The organism is Paraburkholderia sp. BL18I3N2 (assembly GCF_003001875.1).
GTDB classification, from domain to species: domain Bacteria; phylum Pseudomonadota; class Gammaproteobacteria; order Burkholderiales; family Burkholderiaceae; genus Paraburkholderia; species Paraburkholderia phytofirmans.
On the sequence record NZ_PVNC01000005.1, the window covers coordinates 184,132 to 196,335 of the forward strand.

Below are 12,204 nucleotides of genomic sequence, written 5' to 3' on the forward strand. Positions count from 1 at the left end.
GTCATGCGCTGAAGCGCTCATGCCTCGTTCATCACGGCTTCCAGCGGTACATCATCACTTTGCCGCGCGCGTCTTCCTCGACGAACACGAGGTACTCGCCGTTGGCCCGTTTGGCGGCGCTGATGCCGTTCGGCACATCGACCCAGCCCGACGCGCGGCCCACTTCCGGGCCCGGCCGGATCACGCCGACCTCCTTGCCGCTGTCCTTGTCCCACACGTGCACCGCGCCGACCGGCTCGACGCCGAAAATGTATTGCCCTTCGACCGTCAGGCCGATGATCGTGGCGATGGGTTTGCTCTGCGTCTGCCACGGCAGCGTGATCGCATAGCGCTGCACGGGATTGCCGCTCGACCATTTGTCGTAGCGCACCAGCACGCGGCCCACTTCTTTCCAGAAGCCGCGATCGACCGGTGTGTCGGGCGTGTAGCCGCTCACGTACATCGTGTCGGTGTCCGGGTCATAGATCGCGCGATGCAGCTCCGTGAACGGTTGCGGCACCGGGTACTGCGTCATGTTCGAATACGAGTAGAGCGGATTGCCCTTCGCATCCAGCCCGCCGAAACGGAAGCGATAGATGCCCTTGGTGTCGCGCGTGCGCCAGATGTCGCCGGCGGTGTCGACCCACCAGCCCCAGCCGCCCGCGAGCTTCGTGCCGCTCGTGTTGAGCGCGAATTCGTCGATGTTGAACTTGCCGTCGCCGTTCGTATCGCGCCAGATCCAGTCGCCGCCCGGCGGTGCATTCGGCACCTTGGCCACCGCGCGCTCGCGCCCCGCGATGAAGCCGGAAGGAATCGCTGTTTCGCCGTCGTGCTGCGCATCGAAGCGATAGATCTTCAGATGGTCCGCGTACATGTCCGTGAGGTACAGGAAAGTGCGGCCCTTCAGTTTGCGGGCGATCGGCAGGCCGGGATACTGATCGGTGTGGAACACCGGATCGTCCGGGTACTTGAAACGGTTAGAGAGGAAACCTGCGTATTTCCAGTCCTGTCCCGCAGGCTTCGACAGATCGAGTTCGAAGCGCTTGTTGCCGGTATAGACGCTGTCCGGGCGCGACGGATCGATCCACGCGCCATCGACGAACAACAGCCCCTGCACCTGCCAGTTCTGCTTGCCATCCGGCGCGTAGCTTTCGAGCGTGGCCCCGAGGCCCGCACCGATCGGGTCGTAACGCGGACCGATGCCGTTGGTCGACACGTACACGTTGCCGCGCGCATCCACGCCCACGCCAGTGAGTCCGTTGAACCGCTGCGGGCCCGGCTTACCGGCGACGCCGCTGAAAATGCCGCCGCGCTCGCCGAGCGCGCCCGACTCGCCATAACGGCCGTTGTTCTTGCTGAAATACAGCACCTGCTGACGTGGACCGTTATCGGCAATCAGGATGCGGCCTTGCGCATCGACCGCGATATCCACCGCGATCGTTCCGCCAGGCAGCGTAAAGTTTTCGTCGATGCGTTTGCCGGTAGACGTGTAGTGCTCCACGTGCGGCTCACGATCGTTGCGCGTGCCGCTCAACACCCACAGCGTGCCGTCCGGCGCCAGCGCGAGTCGGCCCGGCTCGTGCACGCTCCAAGTGGTTTTTTGCTGCATCGATTCGGCGTCGTACACCTCGATGCGATCGCGCGCCGTGTTCGCCGCGTACAGCGTGGTGTCGTTCGCAGCGAGCCCACCGATCTCGGCGCTCGTGCCGGTCGGAACTTCGTTCATCATCAGGAAGCCGGCCGCCAGCTGCGCGTGCGGGTCGGCACTCTTCGCGGCGGGCTGGAAGGGCGCGGCGCGCTTCGGATCGGCAATCTGCCGGCGCGAAATGCCGTACCACTGCTTGCCCTTCTCCGGCCACACGCCCTGCTCGACCAGGCGTCCTTTTTCATTGCCGACCGCGATCGCAACGAACACGTATTTGCGATTCAAAGCGACCGCGTTGCCGCCACCATTGCCCCAGCCATGGGTGCCGCCCGCGAAGCCGAGCATCTTGCCGTTCTGATAGACGCTCGCCTCAGCGCCGCTTTCGTCCCACGGCGCGTTCGTATAGACCTTGCCATCGGGCGCCACCGCGATCGCGGTGATGTTGATCTGCGCCCAGCTGCCGTCGCCGAAACCGAAGGTATTGCCGATCCACGATGTTTTCGCGTTCAACGCGGTTTCCGCATGGGCCGTGAAACTGGCCGCTCCCGCAGCCAGTCCGGCGGCGCACGCAAAAACAGCGAGCCAGCTTTTGAACGTGAAACGGGGCAAGGTATTTCCTCCAGTCAGCGCCGCGCGCGGGCAATGAGGCTCGCGCGGAAACACAACTCAATGAATGACGCTACGAACGCGGTCGATCTCGTGATGCAGACCGCTAGAAGCCGTGCAAGGACATAGGACAGATTCGTGCGGGAACAGGACTTGGGCAGCGCGTCCCGACAAGCGAACCTCGGCAAACCCCGCAGGTCCGCGCGCCTTGACGGCAATCAGGGCGTGAGGCCCACGCGCCGTCCTTGGCCACCCAATCCGCACGGCTCACATTACGCGGAAAAAACGCCGCGACGAAAATCGAAAATAATTCAAAAATATTCGACGCTTTAAGCGTCGTGAAAGAAACCAATTAAAAATCGATTAAAACGAAATCGGCTATGGCGGCGTTGTCCGCAGACCTGTCAGCATCCATCCTTACCGATGCCCAGCAAAGCAATCCGCACTTATTACATATCCCGTCATGCGTTCGACACAAGCATAAAAATCCATTGTGAATGGATAACGAAACACCCTGTTGCAATCTGATTCATTTATCCAATTCATTCCCGTTTTTTCACGAATTTATTTTCCCTAGAATCGATTGCACTTCCGTTGCGATGCGAAGCGAGCGCGCCTGCTCCACGAAACCCTCGCGCGATCCTTCGCCCGGCCCATCTGCTTCACACCATGGACGGTTCATGACTGCCAGCGCACTGCCCTTAGCGCCTTCCCACTCCCGCCGCATCGTGCAGCTCGACGGCTTGCGCGCCATCGCCGTACTCGCCGTGTTCGCGCAGCACGCGTTGAAAGCGCCGCTATGGATGGGCGTCGATCTGTTTTTTGTTTTGAGCGGTTTTCTGATCACCGGCATCCTGCTCGAACGCAAGGCGCGTCAGCAGTCGTATTTCGGCTACTTCTATACACGCCGGGCGCGCCGCATCCTGCCGCCCTACGTGCTGCTGATGGTGGTGTCATCGATTCTGTTCGGTCTCGGCTGGGCAGAGCACTGGCAGTGGTACGCGTTCTTCGCGACCAATATCGGCGACGCGCTCAATCAGAGCGGTCACGACAGCCTGAATGTCCTGTGGTCGCTCGCCGTCGAAGAGCAGTTCTACATTGTCTGGCCGTTCGTGATCCTGCTCGTGCCCGAGCGCGTGCTCGGCTACGTGGCGGCCGCCTTGATCCTGCTGGTGCCCGTGCTGCGCGCGGTGGCCACGCCCTGGTTCGATTCCTTCTGGCCGATCTATTACCTCACGCCGTTCCGCATGGACCTGCTCGCGGCCGGCGCGCTGCTGGCGGTTGCCGTGCGGCGTGACCGCAATGCGCTCGAGCCTTACAAAGGCGTCGCCGTGCTGGGATTGATTGCGGCGCTGGCCATCCTCGCGTGGCTGCATCTGCACTTTCCGCGCTTTCGCGCGGCCAATACGCCGCTGTCGAACGCCGGGCTCTACAGCGTTTCGCTGGTGCTTTGTACTTCAGTCGTGGTCATCGCCCTGCAGAGCAAGGGCATCGTCAAACGGCTGTTGTGCAATCCCGTGCTGGTCTATATCGGCACCATCAGCTACACGATTTATCTGATTCACCTGAGCGTGCTGTATGCGCTGTGGCCGCTGCATCTGAACCGTTTCGTCACCGCCGCGCTCGCGCTCGCGATCACGCTCGTCTACGCCAGCATCACGTGGTTTGCGTTCGAGAAGCGCCTGATTTTCGGCTCGGCGGGCAAGGCACCGGCGCATGCGCCGACGCAGGCCGCCAACGGCGGCGGCGTCAGCACGGCGCCGCAAGCGCCGCAAAGCCGCGCATGAAGCGCATGAAGCGCCGCGCATGGCTTGCCGCAAGCGTATGCGCCGCTGCATCGCTGCTCGCATCCGCCGCGTTCGGCGCGGCGCCGGGCCCGCGAACACAAGTGCTGATCGAGGCCTACGGCGATTCGACGACGCTCGGCATTACCTGCAGCGAAGGTCATTGCGGCCCGCAGGCGCAAAACGCGGTGGCGTATCTGCAGGACGAATTGCAGGCGCGCCACGGCGAACGGGTGCGCGTGACGAACTACGGCGTGGGCAACACGATGGCGACGCAACTGCGCGACGGCACGGGCAATCGCCGCGCCGGGCCGACGGCGGGTTTGCCGTGGCAGGAACGGCTCGCCGCTTCGTCCGCGCAGATCGTGCTGATCAATTACGGCATTAACGAAGTAATGCAGAACCAGACGCCCGAGCAGTTCTACACGGCCGAAACGACGCTCGTGAAAACCGCCCGCGCACTCGGCAAGCAGCCGGTTCTGCAGACCGCGAACCCGATGCCCGACAACCGCCTCAACGCGCGGCTCGCGACGATGGTCGCGATGACGCGCCGCGTGGCCGCCGAGCAGCAGGTGCCGCTCGTCGATCAGTTCGCGTACATCAGCAATTTGCCGGACTGGAAGACGCTGATGTCCGACGGTGCGCATCCCAAGCCGGGTCTGTACCAGCTTAAGGCCGAACAGGATTTTCAGGTCGTCGAACCGTTGGTGCGGCGGCTGTTGGAAGGCACGCCCTGAAGCGCTTTTTCTCTCTCTTTTAACAATCACGAAGGCAAGCTATGAGCCAACCACGCAAAGCGATCATCACCGGCGTATCCGGACAGGACGGCGCCTATCTGACCAAACTGCTGCTCGACAAGGGCTATATCGTGACCGGCACTTACCGGCGCACGAGCTCCGTCAATTTCTGGCGCATGCGTGAGCTCGGCGTGCTCGATCATCCGAATCTGCGTCTGGTCGAACACGATCTGACCGACCTCGGTTCGACGCTGCGCCTGCTCGAAGGCGCGCAGGCCGACGAGTTGTATAACCTCGCCGCGCAAAGCTTCGTGGGCGTTTCGTTCGACCAGCCGGTGACCACCGCCGAAGTGACTGGCATTGGCGCGCTGAATCTGCTCGAAGGCATCCGTATTCTGAATCCGAAGACGCGTTACTACCAGGCGTCGACGTCGGAAATGTTCGGCCTCGTGCAGGCCGTCCCGCAACGCGAGGACACGCCCTTCTATCCGCGCAGCCCGTATGGCGTCGCCAAACTGTTCGCGCATTGGTCGACCATCAACTATCGCGAGTCATATGGCCTGTTTGCGAGCAGCGGGATTCTGTTCAATCACGAATCGCCGCTGCGTGGCCGCGAATTCGTTACCCGCAAGATCACCGACACCGTCGCCAAGATCAAGCTCGGCAAGCAGGACGTGCTCGAACTCGGCAACCTGAGCGCCAAGCGCGACTGGGGCTTCGCGCTCGAATACGTGGAAGGTATGTGGCGCATGCTGCAAGCCGACGAACCGGACACCTTCGTGCTCGCCACCGGCCGCACTGAAACGGTCCGCGATTTCGTGCGCATGGCGTTTGCGGCGGCGGGCTATCAACTCGAATGGTCGGGTAAGGAAGAGCGCGAGTCAGGTATCGATGTCGCCACCGGCAAGACGCTGGTGCGCGTGAATCCGAAGTTCTATCGCCCGGCCGAAGTGGACCTGCTGATCGGCTGCGCGGACAAGGCTCATGAAAAACTCGGCTGGAAACCGGAAACCACGCTGGAGCAGTTGTGCCACATGATGGTTCATGCGGATCTGGGGCGCAACGAGCATCACGAGACGTTTTGATTCGCGATGAGCGCGTGCGGCCACCGAAACGGCCGCGCGTTAAACCGCGCTCCTGATTTTCAGCGCCGCGCTCTGGTTCTCAGCACAAAAAAACGCGGGCCCGATCTTTATATCGGGCCCGCGTTTTTGTCGTGCGTCTTGCCTTAACGTTAGTGCACCCCACCCGCCGCAATCGCCTCTCCATACACCGACGCCACCCGCTTCGCGATCACCGAGTTATCGAAGTTCTCACGCGCATAACGGCGGCATGCTTCGGCATCCGGTAATTTCAGCGTGCCGTTGAGCGCGCCTGCGAGTCCGTCCGCGATGGCCTTCGCGCCCGTTTCCGGCAGCACCAGATTCGGCGACAAACCCGCCACCGCTTCCGGCAAGCCACCCACCGGCGTCACGAGCACCGGCGTACCGGAAGCCAGCGATTCGACCGTGATCAGGCCGAAGCCCTCAAGCGCCACCGTCGGCACGACGCTGATATTCGCTGCGCGATACAGCGCCGCCAGATGCTGATCGGGCACGAAACCCAGCAACTTCACGTTGTCCTCCAAACCCGCCTCGGTGATGCGCGCCTGCAACTCGCCTTCGAGCCGCCCTTTGCCCGCGATCAGCAGCAGCACATCCGGCGCCGTGCGCTTGAGCAGCTTCACCGCGTCGATCAGATCCTCAAGACCCATACGGCGCACCAGACGCCGCACCGCCAGCACGATCGGCCGGTCTTGCGGCAATTGCAGCTTCAGACGCGCCTCGGCGGGCGTGATCGGCAAATTGAATTGCTCGACATCGACGCAACCCGGCACCACGCGCACGCGGTCCGGCGCAATGCGATAGCGCGAGGTGAGAATCTTGCCGAACGCTTCCGACAACACGATCAGCCGCGACGAGCGCGCATAGACCGATTGCTCGAGATAGCGCTTGGCGCGCTGGCCGAGCGAATCGGCGCCTTCTACATGACTCTCGTCGGCCCACGGCCCCTGAAAGTGTGAAACCTGCGGAATGCCGCGCGTCACGTCGAGACCCGGAAAGGTATAGAGCGCGAAGTGCGAGGAAATCACGTCGGGACGCGACGTGCTGATTTCCTGACGCAGCGCGCGGCGCGCCGCCATCAGCCGCAGCGGCAGCGATTGCGCGGCGGAGCCGAAGCCGTTGATGGCGCCGCCGGTGTCGGCCGCCACTTTGGGCGAGCCGGCCACCACGCCGCGCACCGCGACGCCCGCGCCCGGCAGCGCGCCGACCAGCGAGTAGTACATGCGGTCGAGGCCGCCCGCGCGCTCGGGGAACCAGTGCATCCCGATCTGCAGCGATTTGATAGAGCTCGTCGTCATGGTTGTGACCCCTGTGCGTTCTGAGAGTTGTGATAGTTGAGCGATGAATGCATCGGGCGAGTGAGTGAAACCCGCAACGTCATTCCGCGCTTTTCTGGCCGGCCAGCGTGTTCAGCGTCAGAGCGTCGGTCTTGGCGACCGCTGCCGCTTCCGCCTCGCTGCGTCGGCGATCTTTCTGCTGTCCTGCGAGTTGCCGATACAGCGCGATGTATTGCTCGGCCATGCGCGCCCAGCCGAAGCCGGTCGCGAGTTCATTGGCGGCGACGCCCATCGCGCGGCGCGCCACGTGGTTGTCAGCAAGCCTCGCGACCGCGCTGGCCAGCGCCTTGGGATCGTCCGGATCGTCGAGCACGATGCCGCACTCCGGCGTGATGATTTCAGCGCCGCCAGCGGTGCGCGCCGTGACCACCGGCAAGCCCGCTGCCATCGCTTCGAGCAGCGACAGGCTCATCGCTTCATAGCGCGACGGAAACACGAAGGCGTCGACCGAATGCATCAGCACCGGCATCTCTTTCACGAGACCGAGAAAATGCACGCGATGCGCAATACCGAGCGCCTTCGCTTCTTCCGGATACGGGCTGCCCGGCAGAAAGCCGGCCACCGCGATCTGCACGTGCTCGGGCAGATGTTTGAGCGCGGCCAGCACGGTGCCGAGGTTCTTGCGCGGCGTGCGCAGATCGCCGACGAACAGCAGCAAAAACGCGTCTTTCGGTAAGCCGAATTTCTCGCGGTCGCCGGTGGCCGCGGCGAAGCCTTGCGTATCCACACCGTTGTAGATCACGTCGACACGGTTATCGGGCGTGAGGCCGATCGCGCGGATTTCGTCGGCGACCTTTTGCGACACCGCCGTGATCACCTTCGAGCGCCGGTAAGCCCAGCGTTCGAGCAGCGCATTGCAGCGCGTATAGACGGATTGATACGCGGACCACACGCCCTTGGTAAGACCGAACGGGTAGTACTTGCTGCCGAACCAGCCGCTATGCACGAAGTGCGAGGTGTTGACGTCGGCGGGCATCCACGTGATGAAGCCGTTCACGTGCAGCACGTCGTATTCGCGGCGATGCGCGCGCAGCCACAGCGCGCTCTTGAACGCGAACACCTGCTGGCGCAGCAGATTGGTCGGCCACCAGCGGCCGATTTTGATCGGCGCCCAGCGGACGTTCGGATGCGCGAGCAGATCCGGCGCGACGTGCGAGGCAATCAGCGTGACGCCGATGTTCTCGTCGAGAGCCGCGCGCGCGATCTCGTGGTTGACGCGCCCCTGGCCGTCGTTATGGCGCACGACGTGCGTGACAATGGCGACTCTCAATCAGTGCCTCCGTGGAAAGATAGCGTGTGATTTGACATACGTGCGCGGTTGATCTTTTCGTAATGCACCGCGGAAAGAATCGAAAAAACACTCATGAAAAGCAGCAGCCCGCCCGTGCCGACCAGCGAATTCGTGAACACCAGCATCGCGAAGGTCGCGAGACTCAGGCTCATGCAGGCGGACACGAACTTGTCGTTGCGCAGCTTGAACGACGCGAGCACCGCGCGCGTCACCAGCCAGATGATCCCGGACATGTAGAGCAGCGTGCCGGGCCAGCCGAGCACGAATGGAATGTTCATCACGCCGCTATCGAAGTTGCCGTACTGGCCGAGCTGGCCGCCGTCGTTCGAGAGCTTGGTGGAGGTGCCGGTGGCGCCCATGCCTTCGCCGGAGACATCGGTAAAGGCCGTTTTGGCGAAGGTCGCGTAGAACTCGTTACGCGCGGCATAGCTCTGGTCGTCGTTCAGGTTGACGATGGTGGTCAGGCGCGCCTGCATCCGCTCGGCCACCGGACCGACCGCCAGCAGCGGCACGCACAGTCCCGCCAACAGCACCGCGCTGGCGACAATGCGCACCCGCACCTTGTTGTTCGATTTGACGAGCTGAATCAAAAGCGCGATGACCCAGCCGCCCCACGTCGAACGCACGAGGCTCAGCGCAAACGCGAAGAAGCCGAGCGCCGCGGCGACCCAGCGCACCCGGTGCGTGGCCGCCATGACGAACACCATCGCGCCCATCATCGCGAACGCGAACGGTCCCGACGAGTTCATCGTGCTGAACACGCGCACGCCCATCGGCACGGGGTCGCCTTGCGAATTCATCTGCGAGCCGAGCATCCACAGCGCGTCCCATTGCGGCATGATGAAGAACTGCACCAGACCGTAGCCGCCCATCACCAGCATGCCCCAGATGAACGTATTGACGATGGTGTCGCGGTACTTCGGATACTGGCGCGTGTGCGCCATGATGTGAAAGCCGATCAGAATCGGATACAGCCAGTTCGCGAGGTCGTAGGTGGCCGCGAGCGGCCCGCTCGACATCACGCCGACGAGGAACGCATAGATGAGCCCGAGCAGGACCAGCAGCACCGGCAGGCCGCGCCGCTGCGCGAGCAGTTTGTAGTAGCGCAGCAGCGACAGCGCGCTGATCATCGTCACCGCGAGCGGCGCGACCTGGATCAGGCTGGTCGGCGTGAACGAGCCCTTGGACCAGTCGGCCAGACGCCGCACTTCCGGGCTCAGGAACCACAGCCACCACATGAAGCCGATGTAGCGCGCCGGACTCTTGAAGTAGAGCCACAGGCCCGTCAGGATCGCGAGCACCGGAAACGCGAGCGTGAGCACCGTGCCCTGATGCGCGCCGATCAGCAGCGTCGTGACGAACCACAGCAAAGCCTCCGGCAGCCATTCCTTGCGGCTGCTGGACGGTGCCCGTCCGGTGCCGTTCGCGCTAGCGGCGCTTCGCGTAAGCGTCGACATCGTTCAGAGACCTCCGCGCGACTGGCGCGCCGGCCGCCGCTCGGACTCGGACACGCCCGCCGCCGTCGCCATGCCGACCGCCGAGCGCGTGCGCGCCGCTGCGCGCGCGCGCAGCATCTCCTGCGTGATCTGCACGTGCTGCATGGCGTAGTGCTGCGTCGTCAGATCGCGCGACAGCAGGCCGGCAGCGGCCGCCTGCGCCTGGCGCAGCGCGTCGAGCGGCGCGGCGGCGAGCTCATCGACCGCTTCACGCAGCGCCTGCGGATTGAACGGCGGAATATAGAACGCCTCGCCAGCCGGAAAATAATCCTGCAAGGCGCCGACATTCGTGACCACCATCGGCTTGCCGACCGCCGCCGCTTCGAGCATCACGGTGATGCCCGAGGCGTGCGAATTCGGCCGTAAGGGCACGACGATCAGATCGGCCCAGTCGTACAGTTCGTGTTGCTTCTTGATGCCGGAGAACAGCGCGATCTCGACGTTGGGCGCGCGCAGCGACGCCGGAATCCGGCGCCGGGTCGCAAGCTTCACGGTGTAGCGCGGGTCGTTGCCGAACGCCTTGATGAGCGTCTCCCAATCGCGGTCGCGGTCGTTGCCGATCGCGGCAATGCGGATCGGCGTGTGCGGCGTCCATTCGGCCGGCGTCTTGACGGGGAAGTCGTGCGTGTTCAGGCCGTACAGCAGCGGCTTGGCGTCGCGAGCGAAATAACGCTGGCACAGTTCGGCGTTCTCGCTGGCGAGCGTGGTGAGCTGATCGGCGCGCGCCATCAGCTTGCGATACAGCCAGCTGCGCAGAATGCCGTAGGAAGGCCATTTATCGAGCAGCCACACGCTTTGCGCGAGCAGCAAGGGGGATGCGTCAGCGCCAGCCTTGCGGCCGCTCAGCAGCAGCATAAGGGCTGCGGACAGCCATTCCTGTTCGGTATGCGTCCAGATCACGTCCGAGCGCAGCATCTCGGCGCGGTTGCGCCACGTATGGATGAAGTCGAACCCGAGCGCCGCCTTCAGCGCGCGGCGCAGCAAGCGCACCGGCTTGCTCTCGCGGGCATCCTGCGAATAGGTGAGCTTGAACGCGTCGGATTCCGCGTGGTGATAGCCGTACAGACAACCAATGTTGTCGCCCGGTCGGTAAAAGCGCGGGTCGGCGCCGTAAAACAGATGAACGTGAACTTTCGTACTCATGCAGGCACTCCGCTCTGCCGGTGGAAAGGGGCATCGGCGGCCCGGATGCGGGCCGTGCGCCGATGCGCGAACGTGCGCGACGTGGTGCGCGGTGTGGCGATCACGCGGCGCGTGACAGCGCGCGACGCGCCTCGTGTGCACCGCTGCGCACGGCGCGCCAGCGCGTGAGCTTCAGGCCCGCCTGCTTCGAGAGCAGCGCGAGCGCCGCGTGCGTGAGGCCCGGATAGACCCGCGTGCCCACCAGCGTCCACCACCACCAGGCGGTTTCGCGACGCAGCGGCGGCAACTGGTCGCGCAGGATCAGATGGAAATTGAACGCGGCGTTGCGCAAGGCGGCCATGGTTTGCGCGTCGCGGCGGTCGTCGTCGAAACGCTCGGCGGGGAAATGGTCGACCGCCACGCGCGGGTCGTACATCAGCTTCCAGCCGGCATTCTTCACGGCGAGGCTGAACGCCATGTCGTTGTGGACCTGCGCGCCGGCGCCGCGCAACCGCGCGTCGAAGCGGATGGTGCGCACCGCCTCGCGGCGGTAGCTCATGTTGGCGCCCTTCAGAATGTCGACTTCGCGCGCGCCGCCCACACCCAGGTGATGATTGCCGATGATCTTGCCGTGCGCCGTGACCTTGCCCACCAGCGGCCGCTCGCCGTCCAGTACGCGGCCTTTTTCGTGCACCCAGTCGCGTCCGCCGAGCGCGCCCAGGCGCGCGTCGCCCTCGAATGCGGCCGCGATGCGTTCGACCCAGTCGACGTGCGGCGCGGCGTCGTCGTCGGTGATCGCGATCACGTCGCCGCGCGCGGCGTCCAGACCGCGATTGAGCGCCGCGACCTGGCCGGGCACTTCGACAATCGCCAGCGCGAGCGGCAACGCGCCCGCCACAGACGGATCGCGCAGGCATGCGTGGGTCGGTTCGTCGTCGGCGCGCGCCACCACCACCACTTCGTCAGGCCGCCGCGACTGCCGTTGCAGCGCCGCGAGGCAGCGCGCCAGATCGGCCGGGCGGCGGTAAGTCGGAACCAGTACCGTCACTTTCATCGTGATGTCCTTTGTTATCGTCGTTGCGCGAGGTTCGCAGTGCATCCGCA

9 protein-coding genes are annotated in these 12,204 nt (G+C 64.1%); 3 read left to right on the forward strand and 6 right to left on the reverse strand.

Features of this window, described 5'->3' with window-relative positions:
• Window positions 1-31: 31 nt before the first annotated feature.
• Window positions 32-2,233 carry a hypothetical protein gene (locus B0G75_RS16345; RefSeq protein WP_106307320.1) on the reverse strand — a complete coding sequence of 734 codons (2,202 nt, stop codon included), beginning with the start codon at window positions 2,231-2,233 and terminating at the stop codon, window positions 32-34.
• A gap of 677 nt (window positions 2,234-2,910) precedes the next feature.
• On the opposite strand from B0G75_RS16345, the gene B0G75_RS16350 reads away from it, so the two are divergent.
• From B0G75_RS16350 to gmd, 3 genes are read left to right on the forward strand one after another with little or no spacing between them, the layout of a single operon-like run.
• Window positions 2,911-4,017: an acyltransferase gene (locus B0G75_RS16350; protein ID WP_106307323.1), complete on the forward strand. Its 1,107-nt coding sequence runs from the start codon at window positions 2,911-2,913 to the stop codon at window positions 4,015-4,017.
• A gap of 5 nt (window positions 4,018-4,022) precedes the next feature.
• Window positions 4,023-4,751, forward strand: coding sequence for an SGNH/GDSL hydrolase family protein (locus B0G75_RS16355; RefSeq protein ID WP_106308026.1), 729 nt, complete (start codon window positions 4,023-4,025; stop codon window positions 4,749-4,751).
• 41 nt (window positions 4,752-4,792) lie between these two features.
• Entirely contained in the window at window positions 4,793-5,836 is a 1,044-nt protein-coding gene (gmd, locus tag B0G75_RS16360; RefSeq protein WP_106307326.1) for a GDP-mannose 4,6-dehydratase, read from the forward strand.
• Window positions 5,837-5,985: 149 nt separating this feature from the next.
• On the opposite strand, the gene B0G75_RS16365 is transcribed toward gmd, so the two are convergent.
• The 5 genes from B0G75_RS16365 to B0G75_RS16385 all read right to left on the reverse strand — a co-directional run bounded on the left by B0G75_RS16365 (window position 5,986) and on the right by B0G75_RS16385 (window position 12,154).
• Entirely contained in the window at window positions 5,986-7,152 is a 1,167-nt protein-coding gene (locus B0G75_RS16365; protein WP_012432972.1) for a glycosyltransferase family 4 protein, read from the reverse strand.
• Between the two features lie 79 nt (window positions 7,153-7,231).
• Window positions 7,232-8,461 carry a glycosyltransferase family 4 protein gene (locus B0G75_RS16370; protein WP_106307329.1) on the reverse strand — a complete coding sequence of 410 codons (1,230 nt, stop codon included), beginning with the start codon at window positions 8,459-8,461 and terminating at the stop codon, window positions 7,232-7,234.
• On the reverse strand, window positions 8,458-9,939 hold the full coding sequence (locus B0G75_RS16375) for a glucose-6-phosphate isomerase (RefSeq protein WP_106307332.1): 1,482 nt from the start codon (window positions 9,937-9,939) through the stop codon (window positions 8,458-8,460). Before B0G75_RS16375 ends, B0G75_RS16370 begins: the two co-directional genes overlap by 4 nt.
• A 3-nt stretch (window positions 9,940-9,942) precedes the next feature.
• Window positions 9,943-11,121: a glycosyltransferase gene (locus tag B0G75_RS16380; RefSeq protein ID WP_106307335.1), complete on the reverse strand. Its 1,179-nt coding sequence runs from the start codon at window positions 11,119-11,121 to the stop codon at window positions 9,943-9,945.
• 100 nt (window positions 11,122-11,221) lie between these two features.
• Complete coding sequence (locus B0G75_RS16385) at window positions 11,222-12,154, reverse strand: glycosyltransferase family 2 protein (protein WP_106307338.1); 933 nt, start codon at window positions 12,152-12,154, stop codon at window positions 11,222-11,224.
• Window positions 12,155-12,204 lie beyond the last annotated feature (50 nt).

Coding starts and splice junctions, on each gene's coding strand:
- B0G75_RS16350 (WP_106307323.1), top strand. CDS start 2,911: ATGACTGCCAGCGCACTGCCCTTAGCGCCTTCCCACTCCCGCCGCATC.
- B0G75_RS16355 (WP_106308026.1), top strand. CDS start 4,023: ATGAAGCGCCGCGCATGGCTTGCCGCAAGCGTATGCGCCGCTGCATCG.
- gmd (WP_106307326.1), top strand. CDS start 4,793: ATGAGCCAACCACGCAAAGCGATCATCACCGGCGTATCCGGACAGGAC.
- B0G75_RS16365 (WP_012432972.1), bottom strand. CDS start 7,152: ATGACGACGAGCTCTATCAAATCGCTGCAGATCGGGATGCACTGGTTC.
- B0G75_RS16375 (WP_106307332.1), bottom strand. CDS start 9,939: ATGTCGACGCTTACGCGAAGCGCCGCTAGCGCGAACGGCACCGGACGG.
- B0G75_RS16380 (WP_106307335.1), bottom strand. CDS start 11,121: ATGAGTACGAAAGTTCACGTTCATCTGTTTTACGGCGCCGACCCGCGC.
- B0G75_RS16385 (WP_106307338.1), bottom strand. CDS start 12,154: ATGAAAGTGACGGTACTGGTTCCGACTTACCGCCGCCCGGCCGATCTG.